18 protein-coding genes are annotated in these 18541 nt (G+C 32.5%); 8 read left to right on the forward strand and 10 right to left on the reverse strand.

From position 1 onward, the window contains the following. Positions 1-28 precede the first annotated feature (28 nt). The 5 genes from DG435_RS09945 to DG435_RS09965 form a co-directional block, all read right to left on the reverse strand. On the reverse strand, positions 29-931 hold the full coding sequence (locus DG435_RS09945) for a mechanosensitive ion channel family protein (protein ID WP_369871863.1): 903 nt from the start codon (positions 929-931) through the stop codon (positions 29-31). Between the two features lie 4 nt (positions 932-935). Next, complete coding sequence (locus tag DG435_RS09950; RefSeq protein ID WP_106792355.1) at positions 936-2234, reverse strand: ABC transporter permease; 1299 nt, start codon at positions 2232-2234, stop codon at positions 936-938. After that, on the reverse strand, positions 2227-3156 hold the full coding sequence (locus DG435_RS09955) for an ABC transporter ATP-binding protein (protein WP_106792354.1): 930 nt from the start codon (positions 3154-3156) through the stop codon (positions 2227-2229). Before DG435_RS09955 ends, DG435_RS09950 begins: the two co-directional genes overlap by 8 nt. Positions 3157-3478: 322 nt before the next feature. Continuing rightward, a complete protein-coding gene (gene dnaJ, locus DG435_RS09960; RefSeq protein ID WP_106792353.1) occupies positions 3479-4594 on the reverse strand; it encodes a molecular chaperone DnaJ in 1116 nt (371 codons plus the stop codon). Between the two features lie 6 nt (positions 4595-4600). Beyond that, a complete protein-coding gene (locus DG435_RS09965) occupies positions 4601-5146 on the reverse strand; it encodes a nucleotide exchange factor GrpE (protein ID WP_106792352.1) in 546 nt (181 codons plus the stop codon). 159 nt (positions 5147-5305) lie between these two features. Between DG435_RS09965 and DG435_RS09970 the strand changes: the two genes are divergently transcribed. Continuing rightward, on the forward strand, positions 5306-5977 hold the full coding sequence (locus DG435_RS09970) for a YceI family protein (RefSeq protein ID WP_106792351.1): 672 nt from the start codon (positions 5306-5308) through the stop codon (positions 5975-5977). A 60-nt stretch (positions 5978-6037) separates the two neighbouring features. On the opposite strand, the gene DG435_RS09975 is transcribed toward DG435_RS09970, so the two are convergent. The 3 genes from DG435_RS09975 to DG435_RS09985 form a co-directional block, all read right to left on the reverse strand. Next, positions 6038-6955 (reverse strand): TIGR01777 family oxidoreductase, encoded by a 918-nt coding sequence (locus tag DG435_RS09975; protein ID WP_106792350.1) that lies wholly within the window; start codon positions 6953-6955, stop codon positions 6038-6040. A gap of 204 nt (positions 6956-7159) precedes the next feature. Further along, a complete protein-coding gene (mnmD, locus tag DG435_RS09980; protein ID WP_106792381.1) occupies positions 7160-7840 on the reverse strand; it encodes a tRNA (5-methylaminomethyl-2-thiouridine)(34)-methyltransferase MnmD in 681 nt (226 codons plus the stop codon). A gap of 11 nt (positions 7841-7851) precedes the next feature. After that, positions 7852-8358 carry a DUF4920 domain-containing protein gene (locus DG435_RS09985; RefSeq protein ID WP_106792349.1) on the reverse strand — a complete coding sequence of 169 codons (507 nt, stop codon included), beginning with the start codon at positions 8356-8358 and terminating at the stop codon, positions 7852-7854. A 322-nt stretch (positions 8359-8680) separates the two neighbouring features. On the opposite strand from DG435_RS09985, the gene DG435_RS09990 reads away from it, so the two are divergent. Next, positions 8681-9748 (forward strand): branched-chain amino acid aminotransferase, encoded by a 1068-nt coding sequence (locus DG435_RS09990; protein WP_106792348.1) that lies wholly within the window; start codon positions 8681-8683, stop codon positions 9746-9748. Between the two features lie 69 nt (positions 9749-9817). On the opposite strand, the gene DG435_RS09995 is transcribed toward DG435_RS09990, so the two are convergent. Next, on the reverse strand, positions 9818-10204 hold the full coding sequence (locus tag DG435_RS09995) for a nucleoside triphosphate pyrophosphohydrolase family protein (protein WP_106792347.1): 387 nt from the start codon (positions 10202-10204) through the stop codon (positions 9818-9820). Between the two features lie 44 nt (positions 10205-10248). Here DG435_RS09995 and DG435_RS25940 point away from each other — a divergent pair, with 44 nt between their 5' ends. The 6 genes from DG435_RS25940 (at position 10249) to DG435_RS10025 (ending at position 16405) form a co-directional block, all read left to right on the forward strand. Then, a complete protein-coding gene (locus tag DG435_RS25940) occupies positions 10249-10440 on the forward strand; it encodes a hypothetical protein (protein ID WP_035096817.1) in 192 nt (63 codons plus the stop codon). A 257-nt stretch (positions 10441-10697) separates the two neighbouring features. Next, the gene (locus tag DG435_RS10005; RefSeq protein WP_106792346.1) at positions 10698-11939 is read left to right on the forward strand and encodes a hypothetical protein; all 1242 of its coding nucleotides are present in this window, start codon (positions 10698-10700) and stop codon (positions 11937-11939) included. Between the two features lie 5 nt (positions 11940-11944). Beyond that, positions 11945-12382, forward strand: a complete 438-nt coding sequence (locus DG435_RS10010) for a hypothetical protein (protein WP_106792345.1) — start codon at positions 11945-11947, stop codon at positions 12380-12382. Further along, positions 12382-14211 carry a sensor histidine kinase gene (locus DG435_RS10015; RefSeq protein WP_106792344.1) on the forward strand — a complete coding sequence of 610 codons (1830 nt, stop codon included), beginning with the start codon at positions 12382-12384 and terminating at the stop codon, positions 14209-14211. Before DG435_RS10010 ends, DG435_RS10015 begins: the two co-directional genes overlap by 1 nt. Further along, the gene (locus DG435_RS10020) at positions 14208-14834 is read left to right on the forward strand and encodes a response regulator transcription factor (protein ID WP_106792343.1); all 627 of its coding nucleotides are present in this window, start codon (positions 14208-14210) and stop codon (positions 14832-14834) included. Before DG435_RS10015 ends, DG435_RS10020 begins: the two co-directional genes overlap by 4 nt. Positions 14835-14935: 101 nt before the next feature. Beyond that, positions 14936-16405, forward strand: coding sequence for a hypothetical protein (locus tag DG435_RS10025; RefSeq protein ID WP_106792342.1), 1470 nt, complete (start codon positions 14936-14938; stop codon positions 16403-16405). A 73-nt stretch (positions 16406-16478) separates the two neighbouring features. On the opposite strand, the gene DG435_RS10030 is transcribed toward DG435_RS10025, so the two are convergent. Beyond that, a complete protein-coding gene (locus tag DG435_RS10030) occupies positions 16479-18530 on the reverse strand; it encodes a dihydrofolate reductase (protein ID WP_106792341.1) in 2052 nt (683 codons plus the stop codon). Positions 18531-18541 lie beyond the last annotated feature (11 nt).

Genomic DNA, 18541 nt, shown 5'->3' on the forward strand with positions numbered 1-18541 from the left:
TATGTTATGCTTTTCTATCCGTTTTTCTTCATTCTTTTATAATCGTAACCTCACGTTGTGGGAAAGGAATATTAATCTTATGTTCTCTAAACAAACGATCTATTTCAAATCTAATCTCGCTTTTAGGAACTCCCGATTGAAAACTATCATCAATAGTAAAAATTACTTTAAAATTTAATGAGCTATCTGCAAAGTCGGTAAATAAAACTAATGGAGGTGGATCTTTTAACACATTAGAATTTGAGGATGCTGCCTTAATAAGCAGTTCTTTAACCAATTGTGTATCGCTACCATAAGCAACACCCACAGAAACAGATTCCCTGGTTACTGTCCCGTTTTGAGTCCAGTTATATAAGGACGAGGACATATATTTATGATTAGGGATAATCAAAACTTTGTTATCTATAGTTACTGCTCGAGTAGTTCTTAATTTTATTTCTTCTACTCGTCCTACTTTACCATCTAATTCTATGATATCGCCTACATGTACCGTTTGATCTATAAAAATAAATATCCCGGATAAAATATCCTGGATAAAGGTTTGCAATGCAAGACCTACACCAACTAATAATGCAGCAGAAGCAGCAAATATAGCGGTGATATTAAAGCCAATACTATCTAGTGCAAAAAAGATAACAATGAGATAAATAAAGTATTTTGAAAATGAGAATACCGATTCAAACTTGAGCTTATCCTGATTTTGCATTCTACGGGTAAAAAACCTCTTTGTGAGTTTTAAGATAACTGAAGTAATAACAAAAACCAGCAATACAAAAAACAACAAACCTACAGTAAGTACAAAAGGGTGTTCATCTGTTCCGAAATGAAAAATTTCGTAACTAAAAAAATCTTGCAGGGTATCCCAAACATTTTTAGGGATAACTTCTTTCACCTGGTCTTTTACTTGTTCTGTAATTTCTTCCTGCATCATAGTGTTAATATTTCATCCACTTAAATAACTCCTTATAACTTGGTTTTTTACCATACATGAGTATTCCTACCCTATATATTTTTCCTGCCAGCCACGTGATAAAGATAATACTTCCTACCAATAGAAGCATAGAAATTAATACTTCCCACCAAGGCACTCCAAAAGGTATACGCATTAGCATAACTATTGGAGAAGTTAAAGGAATCATAGAAAACACAGTAGATACCGTACCGTGAGGATTTTCTATTACTGAAAAGAACCCAACATAAATCCCTAACATTAACGGCAAAATAATGGGTAACATAAATTGTTGCGAATCGGTTTCGCTATCCACAGCAGCACCTATAGCAGCATAAATTGAACTGTATAAAAAGTATCCTCCTATAAAATAAATGAAAAAAGACAGTACTAGAGTTCCTAGCGGAAGCTTCATGATATCCTGAAGTATTAGTTGTATTTCTTGTTGACCATCTTCCTGCATAACCAGCGATTGATCTATACCTCCTGGTTGCGGATCTATACCAAAAACCGAAGATACCACAGCAAGTAACACTCCTCCTAAAATCACCCAGATAAGGAACTGAAGAATCCCTGCAAAAGAAGTTCCCAGAATTTTACCCATCATAAGCTGCAATGGTTTTACAGAAGAAATAATAATCTCTATAATTCGATTAGATTTTTCTTCAATAACAGATCGCATTACCATATTACCATAAATGATAATAAACATCATCAAGAAATATCCTGCTACACCACCAAAAATCATCTTTATATAACTAGACATCTTTGATGTTTTCTCCCCAGAAAAGTTTTCTATTAAAATATTTACTTTAGCTTTTGAGTTCTCTATAACATCCAGATCCAATCCTTTTTCTTTAAAGTTTTGGTTCGTTAATTTACTTGCTATTATTTCTTCAATTCTATTAAGTATTGAAATACTTGGCGCTTCATCAGCATAAAATTGTATTGATTTTGCAAGTTCACTGTTGCTACTTTTCTTTGGCACATACAATAACCCATCGAGTTTTTTAATAACCACAGAGTCTTTTGCATCGTTTAAGGGTAAATCACTATAATCTATATAGTCTATATCACCAGAATCTTTAAAGTCTGTACTAAACAATCCTGTTTCATCATAGAATGCTACTTTACGAATTTCATCATTGTTCAAAGTTGCGAGCCAGGCAATTAAAGAAATCATACCTACCATGATCAAAGGACTTAAAAAAGTCATCACTACAAAGGTTCTATTGCGAACTCGAGCTATAAATTCTCTTTTAATAATTAATTTTAGGTTACTCATTCTCTGTAATGGTTTTAATAAATATCTCGTTAACTCCTGGGATCACTTCATTAAATCTCATTACTTGCCCTTTATCTGATAAGTACTGTAGTAGCTCATTTGAGGATGTATTAGTATCCAAAGTTATTTTCATTTTCAATTGATCATCAATTGTTTTAAAATCTGCAGGGACTACATTAAATTTATCTTGCAATGTGGTATACAAATCAGTATTATTTTCGGTTAAAAGACCTACTTCAAAAGTATTAGATTTATAAGCTCTCTTTATATCGGTAAGTTTACCTTCCAGTATTTTTTTAGACTTATTAATTAGAGCAATATGATCACATAATTCTTCTACACTTTCCATTCGGTGAGTAGAAAATATAACCGTTGCTCCTTCATCCCGTAGTTGTAGAATTTCATCTTTAATAACATTTGCATTTATAGGATCAAAACCACTAAATGGTTCATCAAAAATCAGGAGTTTAGGTTTATGAAGTACAGTTACAATAAATTGCACTTTTTGTGCCATTCCTTTAGAGAGTTCTTGTATTTTTTTGTTCCACCAATGTGAGATGTCAAATTTATCAAACCAATACTTTAGGCGTTCTTTGGCTTCGGTTTTACTAAGACCTTTTAGTTGCGCCAGATACAATGCTTGTTCACCTACCTTCATAGATTTATATAGTCCTCTTTCTTCCGGCAGATAACCAATATCTCTAATATGCTGTGGTTTTAGCAGTTCATTATCCAGATATACACTTCCCTTATCAGGCAAGGTAATTTGATTAATGATTCTAATTAGTGTGGTTTTACCAGCACCGTTAGGGCCAAGTAATCCAAATATACTTCCTTTAGGTACCTGAATTGATACATCTTGCAATGCAGTAAAGTTTCCAAATTGTTTTGTGGCTTGTTGTACCTCTAAAAGATTAGCCATAGATAGTAAAATATAATTGTAGTTTAATATGAAACCCGAATGATACGAAAACTTAAAAACTTATGCTAATTATGTTAATGATTAATGAGATAAAATAGCATATAAAATGGTTTCTCTTCTTTTAACCCTGATTATGAATAGCCACCTAATCATAAAAACAAAACCCACCCTAAATACAAGTATTAAGGATGGGAAAAAAATTGCTATGAAAAAGAAAAATTATCACTAAATGCGCTAGTGATGTCTCAAATATACGAATTTTTCTTAATCAAACGTTAATAGAATTATAATGATTAGAAGTAGTTCAAATCATCTAATTTAACTATGAAAACATATCTTTTACTTTTTCAAAAAATGACTTATCTCCACTATCGGGGCTGGGTTTAAAGTGATCATCCTTAGCCATTTTTTCAAAAAATTCTCGTTGTTCTTTGCTCAAGGCTTTTGGTGTCCATACATTAACATGTACCAAAAGGTCGCCTTTCCCGTAACCATTAAGACTTGGAATTCCTTTTCCTCTCAATCTCAAAATCTTACCACTTTGAACTCCATCTTCTATCTTAATTCTTACTTTACCAGATACAGTATCAATTTCTCTGGATGCTCCTAAAACGGCCTCAGAGAAGCTAATATATAAGTCATAATGCAAATTATTTCCTTCTCTTTGCAATTCTAAATGTTCCTGTTCTTCTATAGCTACCAAAAGATCTCCTGCGACCCCATTACCAGGAGCTTCATTACCTTTTCCTGCAACTTTAAGTTGCATCCCATCTTCTACTCCTGCAGGTATTTTTATACTAACTGTTTCTTCTATAGCTTTTAAACCCTGAGCATCTGCATCGTTAGGTCTATGATCTATCGTCTGACCAGCGCCTCCACAAGAAGGACAAGGAGAAGACGTTTGCATTCTTCCTAATATAGTATTAGTAATTCTTGTTACTTGTCCTGCACCATTACATGTACTACATGTTTTATAAGTGGTTCCTGGTGCTTGAATTTTTCGTTTTACCTTAATCTTCTTTTCAACACCATTGGCTATCTCCTCTAGTGTAAGTTTAACACGAATACGAAGATTACTTCCTTTAGCTCTTCGTTGTCTTCCGCCGCCTCCGCCGCCAAAACCACTAAAGCCTCCAAATCCACCACCAAAAATATCACCAAATTGACTGAATATGTCATCCATATTCATTCCGCCGCCACCGCCAAATCCGCCACCTTCAAAAGCCTGATGTCCATATTGATCATAACGTGCCTTTTTATCAGGGTCGCTCAAAATCTCATATGCCTCTGCTGCTTTTTTAAATTTTTCTTCAGCAGTTTTATCACCGGGGTTTTTATCGGGGTGATATTCTATAGCTTTTTTTCGATACGCCTTTTTTATTTCAGCTCCTGTAGCATTTTTACTAATGCCTAATATGTCGTAAAAATCTTCCTTCATAATTTCTTATTGACCAGTCACAACTTTTGGAAAACGAATCACTTTATCTCCCAACTTATAACCTTTTTCTATTACGTCTACAATCTTTCCTTTTAGATCATCATTTGGAGCAGGTATTTGAGTAATCGCCTCATGATCATCAGCATTAAAAACATCTCCTGCAGACACTTCTACCTCAGACAAACCTTTACTTTTTAAAGTTTCCTTCAATTTGTTATGAATTAGCTCTACACCTTCAATAACTGCAGTATCTTCTGATTTCTCAATTTCTTTTAATGCTCGATCAAAATCATCTAATACAGGTAACATAGATTGTATAACATCCTGACTTGCAGTTTTAAATAATTCTAAACGCTCTTTAGAGGTTCTTTTTTTATAATTTTCAAACTCGGCAAAAAGTCTTAAAAACTTATCCTTTTCCTTTCCAAGCTCTTCTTTTAGTAGTGCTTCTGCATCTACTACCTCTTCTGTCTCTGTTTCTTCAACAGGAGCATCAAGTACTTCCTCTACTTGATCTTTTACATCTTCAGTGTTTTTATTTTTCTTACTCATGTAACTCGTACCTTTTATACGTTTTCATTTTGAATAAGCAAAAGTACTGCCATTTTTGAATTAATGTCATAATGTCACAGGAATTTTTTAGTATATATTTAAGAGTATTCTTTCTATAAAAAAATAATTTTGACATCATTTTTAACTAAAACTAATATTATGAAAATCAGATTTGCCAGCACACTTATTGTTACTGTGCTTTTAATAACCGCTTATTCTTGTAAAGGAGAAAAACAAAACGAAACCAAAGCTAATACTCCAGAAGAAGTAAAAGAAGCTCCGGTAGAAGCTATTATGTACAGTGTAGATGTTGCATCAAGTTCTATAGATTGGGTTGGATCTAAACCATTAGAAAAGCATACAGGGACATTAAAATTAACCAGCGGTACCTTTGAAGCTAAAGAAGGAGTAATCATGAGCGGGTCTTTTATCATTGACATGACCTCTATAAATGTTACTGATCTTGAAGGAGATAGCAAAGCTGATTTAGAAGGACACCTTAAAGGAGAAGGAGAAGGAACAGAAGATCACTTTTTTAATATTGCCAAATTCCCAAAAGGAGTTTTTGAAGTTACCGGAATTAGTGAAAAAGAAGGGAAAACTTATATCGAAGGTAACCTAACCTTAAAAGATATCAAGAAAAACATTTCATTTCCTGCCACAACCTCTGTTGAAGGTGATGTAATGAAATTAAACTCTGAAGTTTTTACCATTAACCGTACTGATTGGAGTGTAAATTATGCTTCTAAATCAGTTTTTGGAGATCTGGGAGATAAATTTATTAATGATGATATTGAAATAAAGATAAGTATAAAAGCAAATAAGTCTTAGAATAGCTTTTTATCTTTTGAAGTAATTACAAACCGGTACTCATGAGAGTATCGGTTTTTTTTATCTGGATTCCTCATCAATAAGTACATCTACTGCTGAAGCGATATTGTCAAAATTAAAATTAAACCCTGTGGTAGAAATCCTACTACTACAAACACGCTGGCTAGAAAACAAAAGACTATGCATTTCTCCTAGAAACAACTTCATCGTTAGTCTTGGTACATTGGGTAAAACTATTTTTTTATTTAATTTCTCTGCTATTGTATTCATTAGCTTTTTATTAGATACAGGATTAGGTGCTACCGCATTAAAAACCCCCGTTAACTCTTCTTCTATTACAAACATAAATATGCGAGCCAGATCTTGAACATGAATCCAGCTTTGCCATTGTTTCCCGTTTCCGAAAAAAGCTCCCATTCCAAATCGAATAGGTTTTACCATTTTAGGAAAAGCTCCTCCTTTCTCGGATAAAACTAATCCAATACGAAGTAAACCGACTTCGATATCTAACATTTTGAACTGTAAAACAGCATTCTCCCATTGGGTAACTACTTCTCCTAAAAATCCAGTATCACGCTCGGGAGCATCTTCCATATAATAATTCTGAAAAGAATCCGGATATATACCAATAGCACTTGCAGAAACAATATGACGAACCGAATGTTTGATGTTTTTTAACGATTCTAAAATAAGAGAAGCAGTATGTGTCCTGCTTTCTAGTATTTCTTTTCTGTAGGAAGATGTCCATCGTTTTGCAACCGTAGCGCCAACAAGATTAACAATCACTTCGACATCATTAAAACAATCGGTATCGATTTCGCCTCTTTTGGGATCCCAAAAGTAGCCTGTATAGTTCGCTTTAGAACTAAGCTTATCTTTACTAGTGGTGAGGTAGTTTACTTCAATTCCAGATTGGTGACACAGATTAACTATTTCCTGACCTACCAAACCCGTTGCACCAGTAATTAAAACTTTCACATGTTTAAATTTTAGTAATTATATGATTATAAATTAATTAAAAAACTAAAAACGTGTATTGTCACTACGTTCTCTCATTAAAATGTTTGTTTCATTTCACTATAATCTATTGCAAAATACTACCACCTTATAATAAAACCTATCTCTTTATTATAGCTTTAACATACGTTTAGTATTCTTCTAACTTCCTAACAAATAGTGTATTTATGATTCTACTTTTGTAGCTCTAAGCATTTCTCGTTTTCCCGGTGGGCCGGGAAGTCTTTCTACCACAAAACCTACCTCTTGCATAGCACGCCTTACGCTCCCTTTGGCAGCATAAGTAACCAAAACTCCTTTAAACTGAAGTGCTTCATACATCTTCCTAAAAATTTCTATTGTCCAAAGTTCAGGTTGTACTCTAGCTCCAAAAGCATCAAAATAGATTAAATCAATACTGTTTTTATCCTGTATATCAGCAAAAAACTGTTTACGCTTAAAGAGTTTAAAATTCGAAGTGATCTCTACTGGTAACTCCCACAAAGATTGATGCATCTCATCAAAAATCCATTGTTTTTCTTTTACAGCAAGTATTTCTGGATAATTCATTAGTTTGGCCTCGGGTAATGTTACAGGGTATGCTTCTACCCCAACATAATGAATGGGTAGATCGATTTTTTCGGCTTCAAGAAATGTTATAAAAGCATTTAGACCAGTCCCAAAACCTATCTCCATAATATCCAACGCCCCAAGCTTATTTTTGCTTAGAATATGATCGAATCCACTTTTAATAAATACATGTTTTGCCTCATTGATTGCCCCATGCTTAGAATGGTAATGTTCATTCAATCCTGGCAAGTGAATGGTTTTTGAACCATCTGCAGTAGTAATAATTTTACGCTCTATTTCTTCTTGCATTATTCTTTTATCAAAACACCTTCTGCTACAAAAGAATACGTTGTCTTAGGAGTTGTAATACTAGCAATTTCTTCTTCAGTTTTTCCTGCATCACTGGCGAAATGACGTTGCTCATCTACAGACATCTCGCTCACAAATGCTTTCCCCTGAACAATGATAGTATCATTTTCTATATCCTTTGGCACAAAAAAACCATAATCTTTAAACTTTACCATAGTTTCTTTATCTCCATCCAAAGCTACTTTCATCCAACAACCTTTAGCCTTACAAACCGCATTTACAGTACTAGAAAAAGCAACTGCTACGGTATCTCCCTCTTTTAAATTTTTATATTTTTCTGCTATTGCATCTCTATTGTAAATATGATCAGAAGATACTTTATCGCCAAAACTTTTATAATTTTCGTTTGAAATATCTTTAACAGAAAAGAAGTTTTCTGTTTTAATCGATGAATTACAACCTACTAGTACTAACAATCCTACAAAAAACAATGCATTTTTTTTCATAATCCTTTATTATCTATATGTTTTGCAAAATTAAACATTTTTAAAATTCTTATTTTATAAGAAAAGGGTATTTTTGTAGTGAATTAGAAGAATGTTAGTATTTCTTTGGTTTTGAGACTAAGAATATGATAACAAGCTATAGAAAAGCCCACTACTGTCATTAACTTTTAAAAGATAAACCAAGCGAAGCAAGCATTAAGAAATTTAGATACTCTTTTCTTCAAAGTAACTATTTAAATCTCTTACCATAGTATGTAGTGACCTCACTCATTCTTGATCTTTTAATTAATGTAATGTAAAATAATTAAAACGACTGAAACAAATGAAAAACACAATTTCTCAAGCCTTGAAAATTAGTGAAGTAAGTGAGTCTAAAATCGGACAAGTAGATTTTGAAAACCTTAATTTCGGGAAAATTTTTACAGATCATATGTTTGTCTGTGATTATGTGAATGGAGAATGGCAAACACCAGAAATTGTTCCTTACGGACCGCTCACTATGGAGCCTTCTGCTCGTGTTTTTCATTATGGACAAGCAGTTTTTGAAGGAATGAAAGCATATAAAGATGATAATGGAGATACTTTTTTATTCAGACCTGATGAAAATTTTAAACGTATCAACATATCTGCTGAACGTTTGGCTATACCAGAATTTCCTGAAGATTACTTTTTTGAAGGTTTAAATGCCCTATTAAAGTTAGATGATGAATGGATCAAACCTGGTTACGGAAATTCATTATACATACGTCCTTTTGTTATCGCAACTCAGGCAAGTGTTTCTGCTTCTGAAGCAGATGAATATAAATTTATGATCATATGCTCACCTGCACAATCCTATTATAGTGGTGATGTAAGTGTATTGGTTGCAGAAAAATTTAGCCGTTCTGCTAGCGGAGGTTTCGGATATGCAAAAGCCGCCGGAAACTATGCGGGGCAGTTTTATCCAACAAAACTTGCACAAGAACAAGGGTACCAACAAATCATCTGGACCGATTCTAATGCTCATGAATATATGGAAGAGGCAGGAACCATGAATGTATTCTTTAGAGTTAATGATACTTTACTTACCGCTCCTGTTAGTGATAGAATTCTTGATGGAGTCACTCGTAAAAGTTTAATTACTATTGCCGAAAAAGAAGGTATTAAAGTAGATGTCCGACCTGTTAAGGTTAGTGAAATTGTAGAAGCTGCAAAAAACGGAAGTCTAAAAGAAGTTTTTGGTGCAGGAACTGCTGCTGTGGTGAGCCCGGTAAAAGCTTTTGGGTATAAAGGAGAGCATTATGAAATCGAAAAGCAAGAAAATTCTTATGCTTCTCATTTCAAAAAAGCACTAATGGATATTCAATACAATAAAGCCGAAGATACTTTTGGATGGAGACATAAAGTATAGCTAGATGCTAGAAAAGATATTTCTTATACAATAAAAAAACTCCGGAATGTTCTTCCGGAGTTTTTTTGTTTATCGATCTAAGATTTCTTTGATATTGGGTTTAAAATAATTAGGCCCTTTAAGTACTTTACCATCCTCTCTATAAATAGGTTGCCCATCTTCGCCCAGTTTACTCATATTACTACGCTGTATCTCGTTAAACACTTCTTCTATCTTGTGCTGCATACCATGCTCGATAATAGTACCACATAAGATATATAGCATATCGCCCAAAGCATCTGCAACTTCAACCAAGTCTTTGTTTTGAGCAGCCTCTAAATATTCTTCATTCTCCTCTTTCATCAAGTTAAATCGAAGTGTGTTTTTAGCTTCTCCCAAATCTGCTATAGGCTCGTTTTTATATCCTAGTTTAAATGAGGTATGAAATTCTTGTACCGCAGCAATTTTATCTTTCATCAGTATATTTTTATAGATTATCTTTGCCGTAAAAATAACAATTTATGTTTAGTCAGGGCCAGTTAATATTTGCAGGATTTTTTGTCGTAGCATTTATCATCTTAATGATATTTAGCTATCGAAAAGATATCAAACTACATCGCAAATATTATAAGGGTAGTCTTTTTATTCTCATTGGTTTTATTATCTTTATTTTGTTGCTTTTTGCGTTAAAGACGTATTTACAACCCGAGTAAATCACATTCACCCCTAGAATTCAGTCAAAATAGTTGCATTTTGGTTACTACCGTATTGGTATGTAACCCGTTTATCTTTTGGTTTTTTTTAAAACTATTAAGACGAAATACCTTGTATTGGGTATGGATTAACGATCTCTTTTTTAAGAATTTTGGAGTATACTAAATGACAAAGTGAAATTAATTTAAAAATCTATAAGGTAAATTCTATCTAACATCTAAATAGTGTATTTGTTTAATATTTGAAATTAATCATCATGAATGACAACTTATTATATACATCCATTGAGCAAGCTAATGAAGTACTAGATTTTTATGAACATTTTCTACTCAGATCTCCATACATAATGTATATAGCTGTTGTAGAAGTCAATAAAAAAAACAGACGTGGTTATGGCCTAGAAATAGGTATAAATAAAGAAGGTGACGGAATTGTGCAGATAGATTACAACATCACGGCAATTGATGCATATTTAGGGAAGTTTGACAAAAATAAGGTCCCTGCTTTATTGCCTGTCCCTTCTGAGTTTTATCATAGAATTCGAAATTATGTTCAAAAAGAAATAGACTACCCTATCAACAACCAAGAGGCATATTCTTTGATTCAAACAAATACATCAATAATTGAAAAAATAAGTATTCCTGTAAAAAATCAATTTGTTACTTCTGATAACATAAAGCTAAGTCAATATTCTAGCTTTGTGAAAAGTGCTCAAAGTACTCAAGAAGAGTTTGAAAACATTTCGGAATATGGATCTTGGTTTAAGTATCCATACGGTAGCCAACCTATAATAAGTGAAGGGCAAAATGAAGGCACCTTAGGTGGTATATTTAAACTTCTACAATATCCCGATTCTTTATTTGGAATTACAAATTGGCATATTTTTTCAGGCTCAAAAATGAATTTAGGGGAAGATGTCTTTTGCCCTAATGGAAAATCAATAGGAACATTATTCTGGACTGCGGTTGACACATACAAAGAAGTTGCTTTTATAAAATTTAATAAGAAAACTTCATGTGAAATTTTATCCAGATACAAACTCAAAAAGTGGGCAATTACTCAACCAAAAATTGGAATGTCCGTGTATCAAAATGGATACGGTTCATACTCTGGAAGCAACCATTGTTCACAAAATTATACATGCATACATTCAATTAATACAACTATAAGAATTCAATATTCATCAGGACAAAAAATATTTAAAAGACAACTCCTTATCGAAGATATTTCAACTGATGGTGATTCTGGTGCGTTGCTTATCTCAAAGGAAAATCAAGAAGAAAAAGTAGTAGGTCTTATATTCAGTCTTACCAGCTTAAGAAAGAGATTACACAATGGGAAACTAGTAAGATATTCTGTTGCCAACGATATTAATTTCATTTTTAATAAACCTTTCTGTCAAAAACAAGAAGTATTTAATGAAATTCAAAATAACATAATCACCACAACACTCATAGATCACTTCACTCTTGATAATTTCAAATTACTAAACAATTAAACATTATGGAAAAAAGAATACCACAAAAAAGAAATTGGCCATATCAAAGTCAAAAAAAATTATTTTTGTTTAATGATAAAGAAATTGATTTACAAGCACAATTTCTTTGGCATGATGAAAACATAAAACATATCGATTTCTTTTTAAACAACTTAACTAAAAAACTATTTAAAATTTGTAAAATCACCCGATGTGTTAATACCGATTTTGAATATAAAGATTATGTATTAATACATATGAGTAAATTAGGGGATGATATAATTCCTCCAAAATTTCCCGCCGATGAAAATCATTTTGGGAAATTAACTCTAAGACCTAAAGATAAAATTACGTTTTTGTTTAAGGTATATGGTGAAAGATGCGAGGTTATTGAAAGGTTTAATTGCACCCTACCTGAACCAACACCAAAAACCAAAGACGGAAGCATAATCGTAAGTATTTAATGAAAATCAAAAAAAATATCATTTTAGGAATTTTACCAGTAATACTTTTTGTTACTGGTTTTTCTTATGGGCAAAATCATATTTTCAAACAAGTTCAAAATCAAATTAATAGATATGAGTTAGATTCTGCATTGATATCTCTGCAGAACACTAAACCCTTAAAAAATAATTTTCAAAATGGGCTTTATCATTACTATTTAGGTATAATTCACACAAGAAAAGACAAGCACCACAAGGGGTTTAACGAGTTATTAGAAGCTAAAAAAAAACTTAAAGTTTCAGATAGCTTAAGGCATATAGCTAATACCAATTATGAGATTTATAATTTATTAATGCACCAAAAAGATTTAAAAATTGACCCTTCCCCATTTAGAATCGAATATTGGAATTTTGCACACTCATCCAGAATACCTATTTACCTTGCTAGGGCTTACTCTATAGAAGCGGATTTATATTTAAATCTGAATGATCTAAATTGCACCTTATATTTTTATAAAAAATCAATTCATCAACTAAATAGATTAGAAGATAAGATTCAGAAAGAAGTAAAAATTGCATTCATAGAAATGAATATGGGGGTTGCTCATAACACTATCAACAAAAAAATAGACTCTTCGTTATTTTACTTCGATAAATCCTTAAGCATATTTCAAAAGTATGGGCTACAACAGCAAATATCAATTAACTATAACAATCAAGCAAAAGCGCATGAAAATTCTGGAGATTATCAGAAAGCTATAACTTTTTTTCAAAAAACAAACAGCATAAACCTTGAAGAGTATGATATCAAAACCAGAGCTATCTATTACAAAAATCAATTGATTAGTCATAAACAGAATAATGATCCTAAAAGGGCTCTTGAATATGCCGAAAAGTTATTAGCTATAAACGATACAATAGATAACCAATCTCAAAACAATGCAATAATAGATGCCGAAAACAAGTATCGTGCAGCAGAAAAAGAAAAGCAAATTTTAATTGAGCAAAAGGAAAACCAAGAACTTCAAAATCAGGTAGAAAAAGAACAACGCGAACAACAAATACTATGGATTGGTTCTATCTCTATGCTTATTCTTGGCAGTAGCATGGCATTTTTACTTTACAAAAACACCAAACGCAAACAACGCATCGCTGAGCAAGAACGAGAGATCGAAATCCAAAAAACAGAAAAGTTGCTTAAAGAACAAGAGCTTACTGCTATCGATGCTATGATTTCTGGACAAGAAAAAGAACGGCAACGTTTGGCTAATGAACTGCATGATAACCTGGGAAGTACACTCGCTACGGTTAAGCTTCATTTTCAGCATTTACAACATCATAAAGATAACCCCAAAGTTGAACATGTAGAAGAATTATATACCAAAACGAATGCACTATTAGATGAAGCCTACCAAAAAGTACGCACCATTGCTCATGAAAAAAACAGTGGAGTTATGGCCAATCAAGGATTATTACCTGCGGTTAAAAAGCTCGCTAAAAAAGTGTCTAATGGTGATGGATTGTATATCGAAGTACAGGATTATGGGCTACAAGAACGATTGGATAATGCTTTAGAAATATCAATCTTTAGGATGATACAGGAGTTAATTACCAATACTATTAAACATGCCGAAGCTTCAGAAATCCATATTTCCTTAACCAATCATGATTCTCTTTTAAATATCATCCTAGAGGATAATGGTAAAGGGTTTGATGCCAAAGTATTACCCAAAAAAGAAGGAATGGGATTAAGAAATATTGAAAAACGAGTAGAACATCTCCAGGGAACCTTCGAGATTGATTCTACTATAGGAAAAGGAACTAATATCATTATAAATATACCTATATGATCACTATAGCAATTGCAGAAGACCACCAATCTCTTATTGACGGTGTAGAACTTCTTCTTCGGTATGAAGAAGAAATTAGTATTGTTGGTATGGCCAATGATGGAGAAGAACTACTCAATATTGTGAGAAGAAAACAACCTAAAGTTGTACTTACCGATATCAGAATGCCTAAAATTGATGGTATTGCAGCTTGCAAAATCATAAAAAAAGAATTTCCTCATACCAAAATCATTGCTTTCTCTATGTTTGATCAGGAAGATGCTGTTCGACAAATGATTGAAGCTGGAGCTTCTGGATACCTACTTAAAAACTCACCCCTGGAAGAAGTATTAATCGCAATACAACATGTAGCAAGGGGAGAGACTTATTTTGATGCTGATATTGACCCCTCACTATTTTCTAAAGATGCCAAACAAGCTCCTAAAAAACAACTATTATCAAAAAGTGAACGGGAAATCTTAAAACTTATCGGACAAGGAAAAACCTCATCAGAGATCGCTGCCATTCGTTTCAATTCGGTGTCTACTGTAGAAACCCATCGTAAAAATATCATACGTAAACTGGGTCTTCACGGCAAAGGAGAATTATTGCGCTATGCCATTGAAAAAAAGTATGATTTTTAGGTAACTCTCCCCCTTCTTTAAAAGATAAATATACCCTGCTATGGGTATTTTTTTGTGCTTGATTGAAAGGTAGTTTTGGTATGCACTAAACAACTATAATCATGAAAAAAATTATCTTAATTACACTCATCTCTATCATATCAATATCTAAAGGAATAGCTCAAGATAAAAATGAAGAAAAAGATGAAAAAAGTACATTAACCAAAGAAACTATTAATGAAATTGTAAATCAAATTAGTAGTAATTTGGAAACAAAACTAGACAAGAAAAATGTAGAAGTTCTAAATCAGCAAAAAAATGAAATCACAAAAAAGAATTCTGAAACATTATTGCTCATGTTAGAAGAAAAAATGGGGCTCGACAAAGAAACGCTCGAAACATTAGAAGATGTAGTAGAAGATCCTGACAATAAACCTGATGAAACTATAGAAAAAATCTTCAAAATCCTATCTGAGTTAAACACACTAGACAAAAAAGAATTCATAGGAACTTTTACTTTTATTAAAAAGGGAAAAGATGTTAAAGTATATGAAGAAAATGATCCAAACAATCAAACCGCTATCAATATAAAAAGTGTGAATATAGAAATTAAAGATGGTGTGATATATGACATCAACGCTATTGTAGACAATGATAGTGAAAATGAATTTTTTTATAATAAATCTACTACCAGTATTTTTAGTTTCAATAAAAAGAAAAATACCATAAAGCTATATAGCAATCAAAATGATGATAAAAATGAAAAGTATATACTATTAGTTGACTTAGTTGGTTTTAATCACGAAAACGGAAAAAGGTATGTCATAGAAAGTGATAACATTAGTTTATCTCAAGAAAATGAGAATTATAAAGTTAGTATCGATAACAATCTAAAATCTGTTATCGATCTTCGTTTTTATTCTGATTTTTTAGGGTTGATTGATGAGGCATCTAATGGTATCGTAAGTTTTGAAGGTAGTAGTACTTTTTATCTTAACCCATTTAGTTTTTTTAACGGTTTTAACTATATGCTTAAAAAAATGAAAACAAAAATCAGGTATTCCAGATTTGACAATGATGACAGGACATTACCTGTAGAATTAGATGATGAACTTGATTTAATACAAAAATCTTTTTTGAACTTTGGAGGAGAGTTAGATCTTTTTGAAACTAGATTTGGAAAAAAATTCCCTTATAAATTACTCTTTAAGGCTAAAGGGGCATTAGATGTAACAGAAATCACCAAAAAAGATACAGATGACAAAATAAATACCACTACTCTAGGTATTGGAATAGGAAGCGAAATACAAATAGAACGATTTCACAACTTTGGATTGCATGCTTCCTTTTATTTTAATCGTTATCAAAATAATAATATCTTAGAAAACAGAGTTCTCAACTTCGATACGTTTACCATAAACTCTGAAGCTTATTTTTATACTCCTGGCAATAAAAATGATGCTATATTTATTAGATTACAATATGAACAAGGAAGAAGAAGTTTAGATGCTAGTTCTAATTTCTTTAATGTACAATTTGGCTATAAAGCAGAATTAAATTTTAAACCAAAGAAAGAAAAGACTCCAGAATAATTTTACAAAAAAAGTCCCCTTTTTTGATAAAATACTAAAAAGGGGACTCTATACCTAAATTGATTTTTATTTCTTAATTCACCTCAGGTAAGAAGTTATAATTCTTACTGTACCATAACATCTGTTCTTCAAAGGTTTTAGGTTGGAATACTTCAAAACCTATAATCTCATCTGCATCATCCGTTTTTGGTACTAAAACAGGATTTACAAAACCACTATACGGTGCCGATGTAAATTGCTTATTACGCTCTAATACTTCTGCATGTACAGCTTGATCAACTTTTACACCATATCCTTCTACCAAAGCTTCTGCTGCTTTATAATCTCCTTCAGATTTGATACGTTGTGTTTCTTTTAATAAACGACCAAAGATTTCACGTAGTTTGGTATAGTCATTAATATTAAAGTAGGTTTTTCCTTCTCTACTTACTTTTTCGATTACATTATCTTTCTTTCCTTGTTCAAAAGCCCAGCCACTAACCCACTGGCGATTACGCATATGAGCTTCTTCTACATCATCACCAAGATTTAAACGAATCAATTGTGTCATTAATCCATTTCTAATATATCCATCATAAGCAGCTTTACCTGTCTTTTCCCAATCTTCAACTAATCCTAGTTCTTGTAATTTTGGATCCATTAAATAGTATAACCCAACTAAATCAGCACGACCTTCTTCCATAGTAGAAGCATAGTTTTTTAATGTTTCTTTAGTTTCTCCTACTCCTGGGTTTAATTTTCCAGATGCATGACCAACTACTTCATGTAACGCTGTATGTAATTTATCTCCTAATTGTCCATATTTTTCTTCTAGTTCAAACTCTTCATCATCATGCACAAACTCTTTTAAACGTCCCGAACCACCAGCATTATTATAAGCACCGATAATATTTCCTAAGGATACAGACTTAGAACCTACAGCAGCTCTAATCCAGTTTGCATTAGGAAGATTTACTCCTATAGGTGTACTTGGTGATGCATCTCCTGCCTCCCCGGCAACAGCTACTACTTTATACGAAACCCCTACAACACTATCTTTTTTATGAGCATCCATTAATGGAGAATTATCTTCAAACCACTGTGCATTTTCTGATAGCACAGACATTTTTTTAGACATATCAAAATCCTTGATCTGTACAATAGTTTCATAAGAACCTCTATATCCTAATGGATCATTATATACTTCAATAAAACTATTAATGTAATCGATATTACCTTCTGTAGCTGCAGTCCATGCCACATTATAATCATCCCAGGTTTGTAAATTTCCTGTTTTATAATATTCGATCAATAGCCCTAAAGCATCTCCTTGTGCTTCATTTTCTGCTACAGCTTTTGCTTTTTCTAACCATTTGATAATTTCGTCGATTGCTGATCCATACAATCCTCCTGATTTATATACTCGTTCTTTTAATTTTCCATTTTCTTTTACCAATTGAGAGTTTAAACCAAAAGATAAAGGTTTCTCTGCATTTGGAGATTTCATTTTACTATAGAATGATGTAACATCGGTATTAGTAACTCCAGGGCCATAAAAGTTAACCGCAGATAGTGCTACATTATCAACTCCTTTTGCTTGATTTACTTTTTTAGCATCTTGATCATTAAAGATCACTTCGTATACTTCTTTAGACACTTCGGTTCCTGTCGCTGCAAGAAGAGAGCTAAAGTAATCTCGACTAAATTCTGGTTTAATCTTATCATTACTATAGTGATGATGAATCCCGTTAGAAAACCAAACTCGTTTTAGATACGTTTCAAAAGTTTTCCAGTTTGCATCACTCTTATTTCCGTCATAAGAAGTGTGGACTTTTTCTAATGCTTTTCGGATAGTAAGATTATGACGGTAATTCTGATCCCACATAATATCTCTTCCACTTAATCCTGCTTGTGTAAGATAATACACTAATTTTTGTTCTTTCAAAGTAAGATTATCCCAACCCGGTATTTGGTATCTTAAAATTTTCAGATCAGCAAATTGCTCTACAACATAATCAAACTTTTCCTCTGCTACTTCCTGTTTTTCTTCTTGTTGGTTAATTTGATCCTTAACGCTTGGATCCTTTTTACATGCAATCATTAAACTAGTGATTGCTATAAAAAATAATATTCTGTCGAGTTTCATTTATTTTATTT

The organism is Aquimarina sp. Aq78, assembly GCF_900299525.1.
GTDB lineage: Bacteria > Bacteroidota > Bacteroidia > Flavobacteriales > Flavobacteriaceae > Aquimarina.

Excerpts from the sequence above, each read along its gene's own strand:
- DG435_RS09945 (WP_369871863.1), bottom strand. The coding sequence starts at position 931 with ATGATGCAGGAAGAAATTACAGAACAAGTAAAAGACCAGGTGAAAGAA.
- DG435_RS09950 (WP_106792355.1), bottom strand. The coding sequence starts at position 2,234 with ATGAGTAACCTAAAATTAATTATTAAAAGAGAATTTATAGCTCGAGTT.
- DG435_RS09955 (WP_106792354.1), bottom strand. The coding sequence starts at position 3,156 with ATGGCTAATCTTTTAGAGGTACAACAAGCCACAAAACAATTTGGAAAC.
- dnaJ (WP_106792353.1), bottom strand. The coding sequence starts at position 4,594 with ATGAAGGAAGATTTTTACGACATATTAGGCATTAGTAAAAATGCTACA.
- DG435_RS09965 (WP_106792352.1), bottom strand. The coding sequence starts at position 5,146 with ATGAGTAAGAAAAATAAAAACACTGAAGATGTAAAAGATCAAGTAGAG.
- DG435_RS09970 (WP_106792351.1), top strand. The coding sequence starts at position 5,306 with ATGAAAATCAGATTTGCCAGCACACTTATTGTTACTGTGCTTTTAATA.
- DG435_RS09985 (WP_106792349.1), bottom strand. The coding sequence starts at position 8,358 with ATGAAAAAAAATGCATTGTTTTTTGTAGGATTGTTAGTACTAGTAGGT.
- DG435_RS09990 (WP_106792348.1), top strand. The coding sequence starts at position 8,681 with ATGAAAAACACAATTTCTCAAGCCTTGAAAATTAGTGAAGTAAGTGAG.
- DG435_RS09995 (WP_106792347.1), bottom strand. The coding sequence starts at position 10,204 with ATGAAAGATAAAATTGCTGCGGTACAAGAATTTCATACCTCATTTAAA.
- DG435_RS25940 (WP_035096817.1), top strand. The coding sequence starts at position 10,249 with ATGTTTAGTCAGGGCCAGTTAATATTTGCAGGATTTTTTGTCGTAGCA.
- DG435_RS10005 (WP_106792346.1), top strand. The coding sequence starts at position 10,698 with ATGAATGACAACTTATTATATACATCCATTGAGCAAGCTAATGAAGTA.
- DG435_RS10010 (WP_106792345.1), top strand. The coding sequence starts at position 11,945 with ATGGAAAAAAGAATACCACAAAAAAGAAATTGGCCATATCAAAGTCAA.
- DG435_RS10015 (WP_106792344.1), top strand. The coding sequence starts at position 12,382 with ATGAAAATCAAAAAAAATATCATTTTAGGAATTTTACCAGTAATACTT.
- DG435_RS10020 (WP_106792343.1), top strand. The coding sequence starts at position 14,208 with ATGATCACTATAGCAATTGCAGAAGACCACCAATCTCTTATTGACGGT.
- DG435_RS10025 (WP_106792342.1), top strand. The coding sequence starts at position 14,936 with ATGAAAAAAATTATCTTAATTACACTCATCTCTATCATATCAATATCT.
- DG435_RS10030 (WP_106792341.1), bottom strand. The coding sequence starts at position 18,530 with ATGAAACTCGACAGAATATTATTTTTTATAGCAATCACTAGTTTAATG.